This window comes from Micromonospora sp. NPDC023888, assembly GCF_040639415.1.
Lineage (GTDB): Bacteria > Actinomycetota > Actinomycetes > Mycobacteriales > Micromonosporaceae > Micromonospora.
This window is the reverse complement of record NZ_JBEZZW010000014.1, coordinates 120,702-137,244: the sequence shown is the minus strand read 5'-3', so window position 1 is coordinate 137,244 and position 16,543 is coordinate 120,702. Positions and strand designations below refer to the sequence as shown.

Here is a 16,543-nt window from a genome sequence, read left to right as displayed (position 1 = left end):
TGCGAGGATCGCATCCGTGATGGGAACGCTGAAGACCGAACCCGCCCGCGCCCGCCTGGACCTGCTCGCCCCGCCGGTGGCGGAAGCCATCGCCCAGTGGCCCGCCGACGCGCCGGTGGACGTCAACGACGTGCTGGTCGCGCCGATCGACGCCGAGCTTGCCGACACCGCCGCGTTCTGCGCGGCGTACGAGGTGGGACTGGACGTGTCGGCCAACTGTGTCGTGGTGGCGGGCAAGCGTGAGGGTGTGGTCCGTTACGCGGCCTGCATCGTCCTGGCCACCACCAGAGCCGATGTGAACGGGGTGGCCCGTCGGGCGCTCGACGTCCGCAAGGCGAGCTTCGCGCCGATGGCCGACGCGGTCGAGTTGACCGGGATGGAGTACGGCGGCATCACCCCGATCGGGCTGCCGGCGCAGTGGCCGATCCTGGTGGACGCGCGGGTCATCGCCACCCCGCACGTGATCATCGGGTCCGGCGTACGGCACAGCAAGATCGCACTGCCGGGGCCGGCGTTGGGCGCGCTGCCCGGCGCGCAGGTGGTGGAAGGGCTGGCCAGGCCGGCCTGAGCAGGCACCGGCATCGATGTTGTTGCACGTGAAACATCGTGATCACCGATGCCCGGCGCTCCTGTGGCTCAGTGTGCGGCGGCCTCGCGCTGCTCGACCTCGGCGAGCGCGGCGAGCAGGGTCTGCACCTCCTGGGCACCGGAGACCGCGTACTTCCCGGCCAGGACGAAGGTCGGCACGCTCGTGATGCCGAGGTCCCGGGCGGTGGCCAACTCGGTGGCGACGTCGGTGACGCGCTCGTCGGAGTCGAGGAAGCGGCGTGCGTCGGCCGCGTCCAGGCCGATCGTGCCGGCCAGGGTCGCCAGCGCCTCCCGGGAGCCCACGTCGACACCCTGCACGAAGTGCGCCTGGTAGAGCGCCTCCACCATCTCGGCCGCCCGACCGTGGTCGGTGGCGTAGGAGACCAGCCGGTGCGCGTCGAAGGTGTTGGCGATCACCGCCCGGTCGTAGTCCAGTCGGAGCCCGTCGGCTGCCGCGACCTGGGTCACGTGGTCGACCATCTGCCGGGCACGGTCCGGGCCGCCGAACTTGCCGGCCAACGCCTGCACCAGGGGGAGCGGCTCGGCGACCGGCGACGGGTCGAGCTGGAACGGCCGGTAGCGGACCGTCACCTCGCCCGGGTAGCTGGCGAGAGCCTCATCCAGGCGGCGCTTGCCGATGTAGCACCACGGGCAGATGACGTCCGCGTAGATCTCGATCTCCATGATCGGTGGCAACCTCGCGGTCAGCCGAGTTGTTCCCGCACCTGACGCTTGAGCCGGCCCAGGATCGCCGTGCCGCCGCGGATCCGCAGTGGGCTGATCGCCTGCGCCAGGCCCATCCGCTGGTAGAGGTCGTCCGGCACGTCCAGCACCTGCTCGGCGCTCGCGCCCGCCAGCCCCTCGGCGAGGATCCCGGCGAACGCCCGGGTGGTGGGCGCCTCCGGCGGGCAGTCGAAGACCGTCTCCACGGTGCCCTCCGGGGTCACCCTGGCGCGCAGGAAGAACGACGTCTGACACTCCGGGACCTGCTCCATGCCCTCGCGTGCGGCGGCGCCCTCCGGCAGCACCGGGATGACGTCCGCGTACTCCAGGAGCATCTCCAGCACCAGGTCGCGCGGCGCGGCGGCGAACTCGTCGACGATCTCGGCCAGTCGGGCCGGCATGTCAGCCATGCGTCGAGGCTACCGCCGGCCACTCGCGTACAGGCCGGCGGCGCACACCGGGCCGTTCGTCACGCCGTCGGCGACTGTTCGCTGATCTCGCTGAGCGCGCTCGTGGGGTCGAGCTGCATGGCCAGGTCGCCGAGCGACACGATCCCGACCAGCTTGCGGTCGCTGTCACAGACCAGTACCCGGCGAATGCCCCGGTCCCGCATGAGCGCCGCCGCCTCGCCCGCCGTGCAGTGCTGCTCGATCATGACCACCTCACGGGTGACGATCGAGCCGATGGTGGTGGCCGCGGGTGAGCTGTTCTCCGCCACGGCCCGTACCACGATGTCCCGGTCGGTGAGCATGCCGGCGAGGCTGGCGCCGTCGGTGACCACCACGTCGCCGATGTCCGCCTCCTTCATCACCCTGGCCGCCTCGTCCAGGGTGGTCTCCGCCGGCAGGTACACCACCTGCTTGGTCATCACGTCACTGACCCGGTAACCGGTCATGAGAGCCTCCGAAGACGTTTCCACCCGATCCGACTGCACTACCCGGTGACGCGGCAGCTACACCAGGCTCGCACGTTCCTGGCGTACCTCCTGCACGAGTCGGTCCACCAGACCGTCAAGCGGCAGCTCGGTGCGCCCGTCGCCGGCCCGCTCGCGCAGCTCCACGTACCCCTCGGCGAGTCGGCGGCCGACCACGACGGCCCGGGGAATGCCGATCAGCTCCGCGTCGGTGAACTTGACCCCGGCCGAGACGTGCGTGCGGTCGTCGACGAGCACCCGCAGGCCGGCGGCGGCGAGACGCCCGCCCAGCTCCAGCGCCGCGTCGAGCTGCGGCCCCTTGCCCGCCACCACCAGGTGTACGTCGCACGGCGCGATCGCCGCCGGCCAGACCAGCCCCCGGTCGTCGTGGTGCTGCTCGGCGACCGCCGCGACCGCCCGGGACACCCCGATGCCGTAGCAGCCCATGGTCGGCCGGACCGGCTTACCGGCCGGCCCGAGCACGTCGACAGCGAACGCGTCGGTGTACCGGCGACCGAGCTGGAAGATGTGCCCGATCTCGATACCCCGCCGGATCGTCAGCTCGCCGTCGGCGCAGTCGGGGCAGGGATCGCCGGCGCGCACCTCGGCCGCCTCGATCGTCCCGTCGGGCGTGAAATCCCGCCCGAGGACGACATCTGTCGCGTGCCGGCCCGCCTCGTTCGCCCCGGTCAGCCACGCGGAGCCGGGCACCACCCGGGGATCGACCAGGTAGCGGATGCCCAGCTTGTCCAGCACCTGCGGACCGATGTACCCGCGAACCAGCTCCGGATGCTCGGCCCACTCGTCGAAGACGGCCACCTGAGCCGGCGCCAGCGCGGCGGTGACCCGCTTCAGGTCGACCTCCCGGTCCCCGGGAAGCCCGACCACCAGGGGTTCGGCCCGGTCGGCACCAGGCTGCCGGACGGACAGCACCACGTTCTTCAGGGTGTCGGCGGCGGTCCAGCCGTCCCGACCGCCCAACCGCCTGGTGTTCGCCAGCTCCACCAGACCGGCGATCGTCGGGGTGTCCGGGGTGTCGTGCACCTCGACGGCCGGCTGCGTGGTCGGGTCACCGGCGGTCGGCGCCCGGGTGACCACCGCCTCGGTGTTTGCCGCGTAGGCGCAGACGGTGCAGCCGACAAAGGTGTCCTCGCCGACCGGTGTCGCCGCCAGGAACTCCTCCGACGCGGAGCCACCCATCGCGCCGGACATCGCGTGCACGACCGTGTAGTCCAGGCCCAACCGGTCGAAGATCCGCTGGTACGCGGCGCGGTGCCGGGCGTACGCGTCCCGCAGCCCCGCCTCGTCCAGGTCGAAGGAGTACGCGTCCTTCATCAGGAACTCCCGGCCGCGCAGCAACCCGGCCCGGGGCCGCGCCTCGTCGCGGAACTTCGTCTGCACCTGGAACAGCGTCACCGGGAAGTCCCGGTACGAGGTGAACAGGTCCTTGACCAGCAGTGCCGCCATCTCCTCGTGGGTGGGCGCCAACAGGTGCTCGGCACCGCGCCGGTCGGCGAGGGTGAAGATGTCGTCGCCGTACTCCGTCCACCGGCCGCTCGTCCGGTAGGGATCGGCCGGCAGCAGCGCCGGGAAGTGCACCTCCTGGTCGCCGATCGCGAACAACTCGCCACGCACCACGTCGGTGATCCGATCCAGCACCAGCTTGCCCAGCGGCAGCCAGGTGTAGCCGCCCGGCGCGGCGCGGCGGATGTAACCGGCGCGCAGGAGAAGCCGGTGGCTCGGCACCTCCGCGTCGGCCGGGTCCTCGCGCAGGGTCCGGAGCAGCAGGGTCGACATGCGTAGCAGCATGCGCGCAGCGTAGAGCCGTCCCGACCGGCCGAGCGACCCTATTCGTCAGGTGCGTCGCCCGAACGTCTTGGGTCCGGGTCACCGCGCGCTGGGGAGCCGGCCCTCACAGCGGACGTCCGGATCGGCCACCGGCCGCCGGGGCATCATCCAGTTCAGCGCGGTCTCCTCGACCGGCCAACCACGCACCGACACGAGGCTGTACGGCACCGCTGTCACCTGCGGGCAGAGGACCTGCGACTCGACCCAACCGTTCGGCAGGAACCGTACGGTGGCGGCCCGGTCCAGCACGATCGTCGACGTGTCGGTGACCGCGATGAGCGCGCCGAGCACCACCTCCGGGCCGGCGGCGGCCGGTGGCGGCCCGGCTCCGTTTCCCGGGGTCGGCGCGCCGTCGCCCGTCGCGGTTGTCGGGGCCGGTGCCGCCGGGGTCGCCCTGACCGGTTCCTTCGGCACCACCTCGATGGCGGCGGTGGGCAACAGCGGCACCCGGAGGAAGACCGCGCCCATCACCACCGGCAGCACGGCGGCGACAGTGAACGCCAGGCCGTGGGTCAGCGCCGGGGCGATCCAGCCTGGGATCGGGCCGGTGAGCAGCACGGTGACGGCGGGCGGCACCGCCAGCAGCGCCGCTGTGGCCAACTCCCGATCCTGGTACGCCGCCCAGATCGCCGGCCCCAGCACGCTGTACGCCAGGACCGCCGCGGCCAGGGGCAGCGCCACACTCACCAACAGGACCCGGGTCGGCTGGTCCGGGTGCAGATAGCGGGTGCGCAGCGCGAGCAGCCAGAGGGCGAGCATCAGCAGCGACGGCAGGAAGCGGAGCTGCCAGGTGAGCGCCCCCAACGCGACCGCGGCGCTGATCACCCAGCCAGGGGTGCGTGCCGTCCCGGAGGCCAGCAGTGACCGTTCGGGGTCGAACCGGTCAGGAGCACTGAGCCGCAGCAGCCGACCGAGCACGCCGAAGGTGAGCACGACGACGGGGAACGCCCAGACCAGGGCGATCAGCAGGGCGCTGAGCAGGCCGAGCGGGCTGACGTACTGCACCAGCAGCAGCATCGTGGACATGTCCTGTTGGCTGAGCTGCCACAGTCGCAGCACCAGGAGCAGGACGGGAAAGGCGGGTAGGAGGGTCAGCAGCCACTGCTGCGCCTGCCGCGCCCCCGCCATCCGGCGCGGGCGGCGGGTCTCGCCGGAGATGGTGGTGATCCGGGGTGCGCCGGGGGCGGCAGCGCGATCCTCTCCCACGGCCACTGTCGCACCTCCACCTTCCTCGCGTCGGGTTGCTGCTGTTCGGCGACCGGCTGCGGGAGGTTGTATCCCTGCTGCCAACGGAGGTTGGCGTTGTACGCGTTCTCCCAGGCCGAGTTCTCCTCGTCCTTGGCCGATTCGTAGAGCGCGAGGTCGACCAGGTCGAGCAGGGCCTGGTTGGGGCCGACGTTGACGCCCCACCTCTCCTGCGGCGACGAGCCGATGTCCCAGTGCCGCAACGGCTTCGCGTTCTTGAGGGTCACCGGGAAACGTTGCCCGTCGTCGCCCGGCTGGTCGGCCGTGACGAAGCCGGCGAGGATCGCCGCGTCGGTGGTGACGGCCTGCACCTTGCCGTCGTACAACTCCTGGATGCACTCGCTGATCCGGTTTCGGCCCACCGGCGTGGCGCCGGCCTCGCCGAGACGCTGGATGGACGTCGAGGTGGTCAGCGAGCAGACCGTCAGCCCACGGAGATCCTCCAGGCTGCTCACCGGCCCCGCGAAGCTCTTCAGGGTGACCACCGACTGCTCGGTGTGCAGGTACGCGGCGGAGAAGACGGCGCCCTCTTCCCGGCGCTTGTCGTTGATGCTGTACGAGGCGATGACCAGGTCGACGATGACGAACCCATCGTTGTCCCGGGCCTGTCGACGGGCCCGGTCCTCGCTCTCGATCGGCACGAAGCGCACCTGGGAGTGGTCGAAGCCGAGATAGCCCGCGATCAGGTAGGCGATGTCGACGTCGAAGCCCTTCCAGACGTTGTTCGCAAGGTGCTGCGAGATGCCCGGCTGGTCGTCCTTCACCCCGATGACGAGCTGCTGTTTCCCCTTGAGGCCGGCCTTCTCCAGCAACTCGTCGCGGGTCGGCGGTCCCATCGCGAGGACGATCGGGACCAGGGCGGCGGCCAGGACGGCAAGCGCGACGATGAGCCCCACGAGCCGGATCTGGCGGGTCCGTGCGGTGCGCGGTGATGTGGTCGCCGCCGGCACCGGAGGGCTCGGCTCGCTTGCCTGGCTCAACTGGGCCCTCCCCGCTGCTCGGACCGGTGATCGGCCCCCATTGTGGGGCCTGGGCGCGAGCCACGGCACTCCGCCACCGGCCGGATTGGCGACAGTAGCGCCTGACCGATTTCTGCACCAGTGGCCGAACCGATCCGCTGGCCCATGACCTCCGCCACGTCGCCCGATCGGGGCACTGCCCGCCGTGTCTCCGGTGACAGACTGGTCGCCGCAGGCAACGAGTGGTGTGAGGGGGCGCGGGTGCGCTGGCGCAGTTTTGTCGCGGTCGGGGACAGTTTCACCGAAGGCATGGATGACGCGTACCCGGACGGCACCTACCGGGGTTGGGCGGACCTGGTGGCGACCCGGCTCGCCGCCGAGGCGGGGCCCGACTTCCGGTACGCGAACCTGGCCATCCGTGGTCGGCTCTTCCCCAGCGTGGTAGCCGAGCAGGTGCCGTCGGCGGTGGCGATGAAGCCGGACCTGATCAGCTTCGCGGCCGGCGGCAACGACGTGCTGCGCCGCACCTTCGACCCGGACACGCTGGTGTCCCGCTTCGACGAGGTGGTCCGGCAACTGCGTTCGGGCGGCGCGGACGTGCTGCTCTTCCGGTTCGCCGACGTGATGGCCCGGCTGCCCGGCCAGCGCCTCGTCGCCCCCCGGGTGCAGTTGCTCAACCAGGCCGTCGGCGAGACCGCTGAGCGGCACGGCGCCATCATGGTCGACCTGTACGCCGACGACACCTTCCTCAACCCGATGCTGTGGAGCACCGACCGGTTGCACCTCTCCCCGGCCGGCCACCGGCGGGTCGCGGGGCAGGTGTTGAACGCGCTCGGGGTCGGTTGCGACGAGGAGTGGCTGATGGTCCCGCCGCACCCGGCGCCGTCGCCGTGGTTGGCCGCCCGTGCCGCCGACGTGCGTTGGGCCGGCCAGCACCTCGCGCCCTGGCTGAAGCGGCGGCTGACCGGCCGGTCGTCAGGTGACAGGGTGACGGCGAAGCGCCCGTCGCTCGGGCCGATCGTCGACTGACCGTGCGCACGCTGCACACCGCGCCGCTGCCGCGGCGCACCGCCGATGGCGCGTCGCAGCCCGAGCACGCCGTGGTGGTGAGCGGTGACGCCTGAGGGCGTCTCACGTGCGCTCCGTCGCACCCCGATGGCCGTCCACCGGCCCGGGTTACGGCGTAGTTTGGGGATCATGTCTGTGCCGAACGATCCTGATCCCCGCCTTCAGTCGTACGCGGACCCGCAACGGCTGGTCACCACCGAGTGGCTGGCCGAGCACCTGGGCGACGAGGGCCTCGTGGTTGTCGAGTCCGACGAGGACGTGCTGCTCTACGAATCGGGTCACATTCCCGGTGCCGTGAAGGTCGACTGGCACCTGGAGCTGAACGACCAGGTGACCCGGGACTATCTGGATGCCGAGCGCTTCGCCGAGTTGTGCGCCGCGAAGGGCATCGGTCGGGGTGACACTGTCGTCTTCTACGGCGACAACTTCAACTGGTGGGCCGCGTACGCCCTCTGGGTGTTCTCGCTCTTCGGCCACGCCGACGTGCGGCTGCTCGACGGCGGTCGGCAGAAGTGGATCGCCGAGGGGCGCGAGGTGACCCGCGACAAGCCGGCTCGTCCCCGCGCCGACTATCCGGTGCCGCGACGCGACGACGCGCCGCTGCGGGCCTACCGTGAGCAGGTCATGGCGCACATCGCCGCCGGCCGTCCGCTTGTCGACGTCCGGTCGCCGAGTGAGTACACAGGCGAGACGCTGCACATGCCGGACTACCCGCAGGAGGGTGCGCTGCGGGGCGGGCACATTCCGGGCGCGGTCAGCAAGCCGTGGAAGTCCGCCGCCAACGAGGACGGCACGTTCAAGTCGGCCGACGAGCTGAAGGCGATCTACGCCGACCAGCTCGGGCTGAGCCCCGACGACGACGTGATCGCGTACTGCCGGATCGGCGAGCGGTCCAGCCACACCTGGTTCGTGCTGCGGCACCTGCTGGGCTACCCGCAGGTGCGCAACTACGACGGCTCGTGGACCGAGTGGGGCAACCTGGTCCGGGCACCAGTCGTCAAGGGCGACCAGCCCGGCGGCCTGACCGCCTGAGCGGCCGCGGTGGTGTGGACCGTCCCCGCGCGATGCCCTGTCGCGCGGGGACGGTCGTTCAACCAGCGACTGCGATCACGCCGCGCAGGTCGCGGATGATGCCGGTGATCTCGCCGGTCTCCGGGTTCCAGCGGGCCAGGGCGGCCGGTTCCATCCGGAGCAGCACCGCACCCTTGTTGTCCCAGCCCAGCACCTCGCAGCAGCCCTTGCTGCGCTCCCGGCCCAGGTCGAGCAGGTGGGCCACGGCACCGGTCCGGGCATCCAGCACGGCTGCCCCCTCGGCGCCGTCGATCTCACCGCTGGTGATCCACGCCGCGCTGGCCAGCCGCCCGCCGTGCAACCAGCCCCGGCCGTAGAACTCGTTGATCTGGTACGGCGCGGGCAGGCCGCCGCCGGTGATCCGCTCTTCGGAACGGATCGTCGCCTCGCGCGCGGTCCGACTGCGCAGTTTCAGGCCATCCCGTTCGCCGATCAGCTCGATCAGCGCCGCCTCGCGGCCGGCCTCCGGGTCGGGTGCGGCCACGACCCAGATCGACACGTCGATCGTGCTCGCCGCCCCGGTGACCCGGTCCACCGCGTACGTCCGGTCCTCCGCGCCGACAAGCACCCGATCGTTCGCCCAGACCACCATCTCCAGGTAGCCGAAGAGCGGTATCCGGCGTACCGCCGCGGTGGTGAGGTCGACCATGATCAGCTCACCGGGCTGCGCGAACGCCGCCGACTTTCCGTCCGGCGACAGCACGCCCGGCTTCACGGCGGGCGCCTCGTTGCCGCTCGCGTCCCGGGTGGGCGTCAGCGTCACCACGTCGAGGCTGCGTACCACGCCGTCGTTGCCGAGTACCCGAACCGGGCCGTCCGCGCGATTCTCCTCGTCCGTCGGCTGGAACAGCGCCAGCGCCCGCTGGACCGGTCGCTCGGAGAGCGGCACCGTCGCCGGACCGCCGAGCCGGGCCAGCGGGTCGGGTGGGAAGGTCAGCTCGGCGGGGGGTCGCTGCACGGGCTCGGCGTGCGTGGGGACGACGGTCGGGGTCGGTGCCACCGAGTGGTTCGGCGGTGGGCCGGGCGGCCGCAGCGCCACCACCGTGCCACCGCCGACAAGTGCCACGGCCACGGCGACCACGCCCACGACCCGTCGGGTACGCCGCCTGCGCCGGGCCCGGTCCCAGCCGGCCGCTGCCGGCTGGCTGGGCAGGACGTCCTCGACGCTGACGGTCATCAGCCGGCGCAGGTCCTGCTCGTTCACGGGTTCACCTCCAGACCGGTGGCCAGATCGGCCGAGCCCTGCCGTGGCCGGGCGTCCCGGGCGAGGTCCGGGGCGACCTCGCGGAGGCGGCGTAGCGCCGCATGACACTGGCTCTTCACGGTGCCGACGGTCACCCCGAGCGCCTCGGCGGTGGCGACCTCGGTCAGATCCTCGTAGTAGCGCAACACCAGGACGGCCCGCTGCCGGGGCGGCAGCAGGCACAGTGCGTCGTGCAGCGTCAGCCGCAGCGCGCCGTCCCGGTCGTGGGTGACCCGGTCCGGTGGCGCGGCGCTCAGCCACTCCCGCCGCCGGCGACGCCACCACGACACCGCATCCCGATAGAGGATGGCCCGCACGTACGCGGAGGGGTCGCCGTCACGGACCGACGCCCAGCGCAGCGCCAGCTTGATCAGGGCCTCCTGGAGCAGATCCTCGGCCTGGTGCTGGTTGCCGCAGATCAGATAGGCCGCCCTGAGCAGCCGGTGCTGGTGGCTTTCCACGAAGGCGAGGTAGCCGTCCCGGCCGTCGTGTCCCGTCGGTGCCATCCGCCCCCTCCCGGCCGTCGCGTCACGCGTCACCTGGCAGACGCATGGGGAGGGGTAAAAGGTTGGGTCAGTTTTCCGGCGTCCCGGTCAGGTAGCGCTGCAGCGTCGGTGCGATCCAGGCGACCAGGTCCTCGGCTGGCGTGTCCACCATGGGCGGCAGGCGGACGATGTATCGGGTGAAGGCCAGGCCGAGGACCTGACTGGCCACCAGACCGGCACGGCGGGCGGTCGTCGCCGGGTCGGTGCCGAACGCGGCCACGGCTGCGGTGAGCTGAGCGACGAAGATGCCGCGCATCCGTTCGGCGGCGCCTGGGTTGGTGCTGGCGGCCCGGAGCAGCGCCACGAGGGTCTCGTCGCCCTCCCAGCGGGCGAGGAAGTGCCGGATCAGCACCTCGCCGAGGTGAGCGGGCGGCACCGCTGCCAGATCGGGCAGGCGGAGATCGAACTCGGCCGCCGCCGCGAAGAGCCCCTCCTTGCTGCCGTAGTAGCGCATGACCATCGACGGGTCGATCTGGGCGTCGGAGGCGATGGCCCGGATGGTGGCGCGCTCGTATCCGTCCGCCGCGAAGCGTTCCCGGGCCGCTCGCAGGATCGCCGCCCGGGTGGCGTCGGAGCGTCGGGGGTGGGTCGGTTGGGCGGACGCGGTCATGTCGACGACCGTATGCCAACAACTGTTGACACACAATCAGCAGCGCCCTAGCGTTGCCAACAAGTGTTTGCCAACACATGTTGGCAAAAGATCCCCGGAGGTGGACATGCTGCCCGTGAGCACCGACGTGCTGGTGGTGGGCGCTGGCCCCACCGGTCTCGCCACCGCGCTGACCCTGGCCCGACGCGGGATCGAGGTGACAGTGCTGGACCAACTGACCGAGCCGCCGACGACCTCCCGTGCGGCGGTCGTGCACGCGTACACCCTGGAGGTGCTGGACCGGATCGGCGCCGCGGCGCCGCTTGTCGCCCAGGGGATCCGGTCGCCGCGCTTCACCGTCCGCGACCGGGACCGGGTGTTGCTGAAGGTGCCGTTCCACGAGTTGCCGTCCCCCTTCCCCTACGCGCTGCTGGTCTCGCAGTCGGTCACCGAGGCGGTCCTCACCGCACAGCTCGATGCCCTCGGCGTCCCGGTACGACGGCCGTCCCGGCTGACCGGCCTGAGCCCGACCGGTAACGGGGTGCTCGCGCAGATCGACGGGGCGGCGCTGCGCGCCCGGTACGTCGTCGGTGCCGACGGCTTGCACAGCACCGTCCGGCGGGCAGCCGGCATCGGCTTCACCGGCCCCCGCGACGAGGAATCCTTCGTGCTCGCCGACGTGCGGGCGGACAGCGCCCTGCCCGGCGACGAGGTGGCGCTCTTCCTCGCCCGGTCCGGCCCGCTGATCTGGGCACCGCTGCCGGACGGAGTGGTCCGGCTGGTGGCCGCGGTGGCGACGGCTCCCTCGGATCCGGATGGGTCGTACCTGCAGCGGCTGCTTGACGAGCGCGGCCCGGCGCGACGACCCGACCGGGTGACCGAGGTGCTCTGGGGCTCCCGGTTCCGCGTGCATCACCGGATCGCCGACACCTTCCGAGCCGGGCCGGTGCTGCTGGCCGGGGACGCCGGGCACGTGCACAGCCCCGCCGGCGGTCAGGGCATGAACCTCGGCATCTGCGACGCGGTCGCCCTCGGCACCGCAGTGGCCGACGTGCTCGACGGAGGCCCGGAATCGCTGCTCGACGACTACAGCGCCCGGCAGCGGCCGATGGCCGAGGACGTGCTGGGTTTCGCCGCCGGGCTGACCCGACTGGCGACCGTCTCCCCGGCCCGCCGACCCGCCCGGGACGTGCTGATCCGGCTGCTCGGTGCGCTGCCGCCGGCCCGCCGGAAGGTAGCGCTACGCCTGTCCGGCCTGTCCCACCGGACGCCGACGCCGGGCTAGGTTGCCCCGCCGGACGCCGGCGCCCGGCTAGGCTGCCCCGCTGCGGCTCAGCACGCCGGGCGTAGCCGACCGCAGTGTCCGCCACGCGGCCACTGTGACGAGCGCGAACGTCGCCGCCGCCGCTCCCGCCACCGGCACCGTGCCGTACGCCGCGGCGGCCAGGCCGGCGAGCACCGCCCCGACCGGTGCGGTGAGCAGACCGACCATCCGTTGGGCCGCACCGACCCGGCCGAGCAGCCCGGCCGGCACGTGCCGCTGCCCGTACGACGCGCACAGGCTGTTCCACACCACGGTCCCGGCGGCGAAGACTGCCAACGCGAGGCCACCCGGCACCGGATGGCGGGCCAGCGCGAACCCGGTAAGCGCCACGGTCTGCGCGGCGAGCACGGCGCGCAGCGCCAGCAGCGTGCCGAACCGGGCGGCGAGCCGACCCGCCCCGAGCGCCCCCGCCACACCGCCGACGATGGCGGCTGCGGCGAACAGGCCGTACCCGGCGGGCGGCACCCGCAGCACGTCAAGCGCGTAGAGCACAAGCACCGCCATGATCCCGCTGATCGCCAGGTTGCTGGCGGCGGCGAGCAGGGTGACCCGCCACAGTGGCCGGTTGCCGCGTAGCCAGCGCATCCCCTCGACGATCTCGCCCCACACCGACAGGCGTCGGACGTTCGCGCTCGCGACCGGAACCGGTGCCAGGGCCAGCACGAGCAGGGCGGCGGCGGCGAAGGTGACGGCGTCGAGGGCGAACGGTAGGGCCGGGGCGACGGCGAAGAGCACGCCGGCGGCGGGTGCGCCGAGGAAGCCGCCCGCCACCGCGGACCCCGCCTGGAGCCGACCGTTTGCCCGGGGCAGCGCGTCCGGGGGCACCAACGCCGGGAGCAGGGCGAACGACGCGGAGTCGAAGAGCGTGCCCAGCGCGGCGAGGAGGAACGCGGCCAGCAGCAGCACCGCGACGCCGACCCGGTCGAGGGCGACCGCCACGGCCAGCGCCGCCACCACGGTGGCGCGTACCCCGTCGACCACTGCCATCGTCCGACGTCGGTCCCAGCGGTCGGCGTAGACGCCGCCGAGCAGGCCGAAGAGCAGCGGCGGTAGCTGACCGGCCACGGTGACCGCCGCGATGATCCGGGGGTCGCGGGTCACCGTCGCGGCCAGCAGGGCCAGTGCCGGCGTACGCAGCGTGTCCCCGAGCCTCGACGAGACGGCGGCGGACCAGAGCAGCCGGAAATTTCGGCCGAGAGGAGGGGAGGTCATCCGGTGACCGTGCGGGTTCAACCGGGTCGAGGGTCAAGCCGCTGCCCTCCACCGCAGGCAGTTCGCGGTCTAGGCTTGCCCGGTGACGGTGGATCAGCAGGCACGGGGTGCGGCGGGTGCGGGCCGGCGCAGGTCCCGCAAGGACGAGATTCTGGAGATCGCGGTTGGTCTGTTCGCCGCCCGTGGCTACCACGGTGTGTCGATGGATGACATCGGCGCGGCCGCCGGGGTCACCGGTCCGGCGCTCTACCACCACTTCGCCGGTAAGGAGGCGATGCTGGCCGCCGCGCTCATCCCGGTGAGTGAGGGTCTGCTGGCCGGCGGGCGGGAACGCGCGGTCGGGCATCCGGACGATCCGCGCGAGGTGTTGGAGTCGCTTATCGACTTTCATGTCGAGTTCGCGCTGGCCAACCCGGCGGTGATCGCGTTGCACCTGCACGAGTTGGACCGCCTGCCGGAGGAGCCACGGCGACGCATCCGCCGCCTGCAACGGCTCTACGTCGAGGAGTGGGTGACGGTGCTCACCGCGCTGCACCCGGGCATGCCCGACGGCGAGGCGCGGGTGCTCGCGCACGCCGCGTTCGGCCTGATGAACTCGACCCCGTTCCTCGGTGGTGAGGTGGACCGGCGGCGTCGTGCCGAGCTGCTGCGCGGGGCGACTCTGGCCGCGCTGCTCGCCTGAGCCGACTCGTCAGAAGCGGGCCGGTCATGATTCCCTGACATCGTCCCACCATCCGGACGCCGGGAGGAAACATGATCGAGTCGCTGTTGGTCGCCAATCGGGGCGAGATCGCCCGCCGGATCATCCGTACCGCGAAGCGGCTCGGCATTCGCGCGATCGCTGTGTACTCGGAGGCCGACGCCGACCTGCCGTTCGTGGCGGAGGCCGACGAGGCGGTCCTCATCGGCCCGCCGGCCCCGGCGCAGAGCTACCGCAACACCGAGGCGATCCTCGCCGCCGCGAAGTCGACAGGTGCGCAGGCCATCCACCCGGGGTACGGCTTCCTGTCGGAGAACGCCGAGTTCGCCCGTACCGTCGAGTCCAGCGGCCTGATCTGGGTCGGGCCCGGCGCGGACGCGATCACCGCGATGGGCGACAAGATCAACGCCCGGAACCTGATGGCGGCGGCCGGCGTTCCGGTCGCGCCCGGCACCACCGACCCGGCCGCCGACCTGGACGCGGCGGTGACGGCCGCCGCCGAGATCGGCTACCCGGTGATGGTCAAGGCCGCCGCCGGTGGCGGCGGCATGGGCATGGGCGTGGCGGTCGACGAGGCGGCGCTGCGCACCGAGTACGACAAGGTGCGCGCGTTCGCCGAGCGGATGTTCGGGGACGGCTCGGTGTTGATCGAGCGGTTCTTCCCCCGGGTGCGGCACGTCGAGGTGCAGATCCTCGGCCTGGCCGACGGTCGGGTGGTGGCGCTCGGCGAGCGGGAGTGCTCGGTGCAGCGGCGCAACCAGAAGCTGGTCGAGGAGTCCCCGTCCCCGGCGGTCTCGCCGGAGCTGCGGTCCCGCCTGCTGGCGGCGGCGGTGCGCGCGGGTGAGGCGGTCAGCTATCGCAACGCCGGCACGGTGGAGTGCCTGCTCGATCCGGCCACCGGTGAGTTCTTCTTCCTGGAGATGAACACGCGGCTGCAGGTGGAGCACCCGGTGACCGAGTACGTCTACGGGATCGACCTGGTCGAGGAGCAGTTGCGGGTGGCGTCCGGCCTGGCGCCGACGTTCGACCCGGACGCGCTGACCCCGCGCGGGCACGCCATCGAGCTGCGGATCAACGCCGAGGATCCGAAGCGCTTCCTGCCCGGCCCCGGCAAGGTCACGACCTGGGTGGAGCCGACCGGCGAGGGGGTCCGGGTGGACTCCGGCTACACCGCGGGCAACACGGTCACCCCGTTCTACGACAGTCTGCTGGCCAAGCTGGTCATCAGCGGCGCGACGCGGGACGAGGTGCTGGAACGCGCGAAGGGTGCGGTGGCCGCCTTCCAGATCGCCGGCCCGAAGAACAACCTCCCCTTCTTCGCCGAGCTGCTGACCAACCAGGAGTTCCTCTCCGGTGCCTACGACACCGGAATCGTCTCCCGCATGCGCTGACCGGCCAGGCCGTCGTCCCTCCGGGGAGGCAAGACTGGTTCGTCCGCCCTTTGCTCTGCTTACCTATAGGCGACAGCGGTCGTCCGGATGGCGGACAGTAACCGTTGCACATAGGGCAGCAGAGCAAAGCGGCCGACCTGCTGTCCCGATCCGACGTCACAGCGAGGTGACCGATGAGTCAACTGCCAGATTCCGTCTCCATCCGCGAGGTGGGGCCGCGGGATGGTCTGCAGAACGAGGACCCGATCCCGACCGACGCCAAGGTGCGGCTGCTCGACGCCCTCTCCGGCACCGGCGTGAGCCGGATCGAGGCGGTGTCGTTCGTGCACCCGAAGGCGATTCCGCAGATGGCCGACGCCGACGAGGTGTGGCAGCGGGCGGTCAGGGCCGACGGGGTGCGCTACTCGGCGCTGGTGCCGAACACCCGGGGCGCCCAGCGCGCCCTCGCGGCCGGCTTCACCGAGATCGAGGTGGTGGTCTCGGCCAGCGACACGCACAACCGGCGCAACGTCAACCGGTCCACCGACGGGTCGCTCGACGACATCGCCGAGCTGATCGACCTGCTGCACGGCGCCTCAGCGCGGGTCGAGGTGATCGTCGCGACCAGCTTCGGCTGCCCGTACGAGGGGGACATCGACCCGCAGCGGGTGGCCGGGATCGTGGACCGGGTGGTCCGCGACGGCGCGGACCGGGTCGCGTTCGGCGACACCACCGGGATGGGCACGCCGCGCCGGGTCCGCGAGCTGCTGACCGCGGTACGCGACCGCAACGCGCAGGTGCCGGTGCTGCTGCACTTCCACAACACCCGGGGTACGGCGCTGGCCAACCTGTTGACAGCGCTGGAGCTGGGGGTCACCGAGTTCGACGCCAGCGTCGGTGGTCTGGGCGGTTGCCCGTACGCGCCGGGGGCGAGCGGCAACCTGGCCACCGAGGAGGCCGTGCACATGCTGCACGACATGGGCATCGACACCGGTATCGACCTGGCGGCCCTCATCGAGGTGGCGGAGTTGGCCGAGGAGTTGCTCGGTAAGAAGCTGCCGTCCGGCGTCCTGCGCGCCGGCCCACGGACCCGACTGACGCCGATGCCGGGCTGAGGACGCGACGGAGGGGCCGGCGACGGGCCG

General features: G+C 72.1%; 17 protein-coding genes. 7 read left to right on the top strand and 10 right to left on the bottom strand.

Translation table 11 applies throughout. From position 1 onward, the window contains the following. Nucleotides 1-19 precede the first annotated feature (19 nt). A complete protein-coding gene (locus AB0F61_RS15540) occupies nucleotides 20-568 on the top strand; it encodes a YbaK/EbsC family protein (protein ID WP_355028538.1) in 549 nt (182 codons plus the stop codon). Nucleotides 569-636: 68 nt separating this feature from the next. Here AB0F61_RS15540 and AB0F61_RS15535 read toward each other — a convergent pair whose 3' ends face one another. The 6 genes from AB0F61_RS15535 to AB0F61_RS15510 all read right to left on the bottom strand — a co-directional run bounded on the left by AB0F61_RS15535 (nucleotide 637) and on the right by AB0F61_RS15510 (nucleotide 6,297). Continuing rightward, nucleotides 637-1,272, bottom strand: coding sequence for a DsbA family oxidoreductase (locus AB0F61_RS15535; protein WP_357809368.1), 636 nt, complete (start codon nucleotides 1,270-1,272; stop codon nucleotides 637-639). A gap of 20 nt (nucleotides 1,273-1,292) precedes the next feature. Continuing rightward, the gene (locus AB0F61_RS15530; RefSeq protein WP_088950821.1) at nucleotides 1,293-1,721 is read right to left on the bottom strand and encodes a SufE family protein; all 429 of its coding nucleotides are present in this window, start codon (nucleotides 1,719-1,721) and stop codon (nucleotides 1,293-1,295) included. A 59-nt stretch (nucleotides 1,722-1,780) separates the two neighbouring features. Next, nucleotides 1,781-2,206 carry a CBS domain-containing protein gene (locus AB0F61_RS15525; protein ID WP_179781533.1) on the bottom strand — a complete coding sequence of 142 codons (426 nt, stop codon included), beginning with the start codon at nucleotides 2,204-2,206 and terminating at the stop codon, nucleotides 1,781-1,783. Nucleotides 2,207-2,263: 57 nt separating this feature from the next. Then, the gene (locus tag AB0F61_RS15520) at nucleotides 2,264-4,033 is read right to left on the bottom strand and encodes a proline--tRNA ligase (protein WP_357809364.1); all 1,770 of its coding nucleotides are present in this window, start codon (nucleotides 4,031-4,033) and stop codon (nucleotides 2,264-2,266) included. A gap of 78 nt (nucleotides 4,034-4,111) precedes the next feature. Further along, nucleotides 4,112-5,278 carry a hypothetical protein gene (locus tag AB0F61_RS15515; RefSeq protein ID WP_357809361.1) on the bottom strand — a complete coding sequence of 389 codons (1,167 nt, stop codon included), beginning with the start codon at nucleotides 5,276-5,278 and terminating at the stop codon, nucleotides 4,112-4,114. Further along, the gene (locus AB0F61_RS15510; RefSeq protein WP_357809358.1) at nucleotides 5,164-6,297 is read right to left on the bottom strand and encodes a transporter substrate-binding domain-containing protein; all 1,134 of its coding nucleotides are present in this window, start codon (nucleotides 6,295-6,297) and stop codon (nucleotides 5,164-5,166) included. Before AB0F61_RS15510 ends, AB0F61_RS15515 begins: the two co-directional genes overlap by 115 nt. Nucleotides 6,298-6,537: 240 nt before the next feature. Here AB0F61_RS15510 and AB0F61_RS15505 point away from each other — a divergent pair, with 240 nt between their 5' ends. Together AB0F61_RS15505 and AB0F61_RS15500 are read left to right on the top strand one after the other, a co-directional pair. Further along, nucleotides 6,538-7,305 (top strand): SGNH/GDSL hydrolase family protein, encoded by a 768-nt coding sequence (locus AB0F61_RS15505; protein WP_357809439.1) that lies wholly within the window; start codon nucleotides 6,538-6,540, stop codon nucleotides 7,303-7,305. A gap of 168 nt (nucleotides 7,306-7,473) precedes the next feature. Continuing rightward, nucleotides 7,474-8,376, top strand: coding sequence for a sulfurtransferase (locus tag AB0F61_RS15500; RefSeq protein WP_357809355.1), 903 nt, complete (start codon nucleotides 7,474-7,476; stop codon nucleotides 8,374-8,376). A 58-nt stretch (nucleotides 8,377-8,434) separates the two neighbouring features. Here the strand turns inward: AB0F61_RS15500 and AB0F61_RS15495 are convergent, their stop codons facing one another. The 3 genes from AB0F61_RS15495 to AB0F61_RS15485 form a co-directional block, all read right to left on the bottom strand. Next, the gene (locus AB0F61_RS15495; RefSeq protein WP_357809352.1) at nucleotides 8,435-9,619 is read right to left on the bottom strand and encodes a hypothetical protein; all 1,185 of its coding nucleotides are present in this window, start codon (nucleotides 9,617-9,619) and stop codon (nucleotides 8,435-8,437) included. Continuing rightward, on the bottom strand, nucleotides 9,616-10,164 hold the full coding sequence (locus tag AB0F61_RS15490) for a SigE family RNA polymerase sigma factor (protein WP_357809349.1): 549 nt from the start codon (nucleotides 10,162-10,164) through the stop codon (nucleotides 9,616-9,618). The genes AB0F61_RS15495 and AB0F61_RS15490 overlap by 4 nt, the downstream gene beginning before the upstream one ends. 67 nt (nucleotides 10,165-10,231) lie before the next feature. Beyond that, entirely contained in the window at nucleotides 10,232-10,813 is a 582-nt protein-coding gene (locus AB0F61_RS15485; protein ID WP_357809346.1) for a TetR family transcriptional regulator, read from the bottom strand. A gap of 106 nt (nucleotides 10,814-10,919) precedes the next feature. On the opposite strand from AB0F61_RS15485, the gene AB0F61_RS15480 reads away from it, so the two are divergent. Next, on the top strand, nucleotides 10,920-12,077 hold the full coding sequence (locus AB0F61_RS15480; protein WP_357809434.1) for an FAD-dependent oxidoreductase: 1,158 nt from the start codon (nucleotides 10,920-10,922) through the stop codon (nucleotides 12,075-12,077). 27 nt (nucleotides 12,078-12,104) lie between these two features. Here the strand turns inward: AB0F61_RS15480 and AB0F61_RS15475 are convergent, their stop codons facing one another. Then, nucleotides 12,105-13,328: an MFS transporter gene (locus AB0F61_RS15475; RefSeq protein WP_357809343.1), complete on the bottom strand. Its 1,224-nt coding sequence runs from the start codon at nucleotides 13,326-13,328 to the stop codon at nucleotides 12,105-12,107. Between the two features lie 82 nt (nucleotides 13,329-13,410). Here AB0F61_RS15475 and AB0F61_RS15470 point away from each other — a divergent pair, with 82 nt between their 5' ends. The 3 genes from AB0F61_RS15470 to AB0F61_RS15460 all read left to right on the top strand — a co-directional run bounded on the left by AB0F61_RS15470 (nucleotide 13,411) and on the right by AB0F61_RS15460 (nucleotide 16,513). After that, the gene (locus tag AB0F61_RS15470; RefSeq protein WP_357809340.1) at nucleotides 13,411-14,010 is read left to right on the top strand and encodes a TetR/AcrR family transcriptional regulator; all 600 of its coding nucleotides are present in this window, start codon (nucleotides 13,411-13,413) and stop codon (nucleotides 14,008-14,010) included. A gap of 71 nt (nucleotides 14,011-14,081) precedes the next feature. Continuing rightward, entirely contained in the window at nucleotides 14,082-15,419 is a 1,338-nt protein-coding gene (locus AB0F61_RS15465) for a biotin carboxylase N-terminal domain-containing protein (RefSeq protein ID WP_357809337.1), read from the top strand. Nucleotides 15,420-15,592: 173 nt separating this feature from the next. Further along, nucleotides 15,593-16,513, top strand: a complete 921-nt coding sequence (locus AB0F61_RS15460) for a hydroxymethylglutaryl-CoA lyase (RefSeq protein WP_357809334.1) — start codon at nucleotides 15,593-15,595, stop codon at nucleotides 16,511-16,513. Nucleotides 16,514-16,543 lie beyond the last annotated feature (30 nt).

Excerpts from the sequence above, each read along its gene's own strand:
- AB0F61_RS15540 (WP_355028538.1), top strand. The coding sequence starts at position 20 with ATGGGAACGCTGAAGACCGAACCCGCCCGCGCCCGCCTGGACCTGCTC.
- AB0F61_RS15535 (WP_357809368.1), bottom strand. The coding sequence starts at position 1,272 with ATGGAGATCGAGATCTACGCGGACGTCATCTGCCCGTGGTGCTACATC.
- AB0F61_RS15530 (WP_088950821.1), bottom strand. The coding sequence starts at position 1,721 with ATGGCTGACATGCCGGCCCGACTGGCCGAGATCGTCGACGAGTTCGCC.
- AB0F61_RS15525 (WP_179781533.1), bottom strand. The coding sequence starts at position 2,206 with ATGACCGGTTACCGGGTCAGTGACGTGATGACCAAGCAGGTGGTGTAC.
- AB0F61_RS15520 (WP_357809364.1), bottom strand. The coding sequence starts at position 4,033 with ATGCTGCTACGCATGTCGACCCTGCTGCTCCGGACCCTGCGCGAGGAC.
- AB0F61_RS15500 (WP_357809355.1), top strand. The coding sequence starts at position 7,474 with ATGTCTGTGCCGAACGATCCTGATCCCCGCCTTCAGTCGTACGCGGAC.
- AB0F61_RS15490 (WP_357809349.1), bottom strand. The coding sequence starts at position 10,164 with ATGGCACCGACGGGACACGACGGCCGGGACGGCTACCTCGCCTTCGTG.
- AB0F61_RS15485 (WP_357809346.1), bottom strand. The coding sequence starts at position 10,813 with ATGACCGCGTCCGCCCAACCGACCCACCCCCGACGCTCCGACGCCACC.
- AB0F61_RS15480 (WP_357809434.1), top strand. The coding sequence starts at position 10,920 with ATGCTGCCCGTGAGCACCGACGTGCTGGTGGTGGGCGCTGGCCCCACC.
- AB0F61_RS15475 (WP_357809343.1), bottom strand. The coding sequence starts at position 13,328 with ATGACCTCCCCTCCTCTCGGCCGAAATTTCCGGCTGCTCTGGTCCGCC.
- AB0F61_RS15465 (WP_357809337.1), top strand. The coding sequence starts at position 14,082 with ATGATCGAGTCGCTGTTGGTCGCCAATCGGGGCGAGATCGCCCGCCGG.
- AB0F61_RS15460 (WP_357809334.1), top strand. The coding sequence starts at position 15,593 with ATGAGTCAACTGCCAGATTCCGTCTCCATCCGCGAGGTGGGGCCGCGG.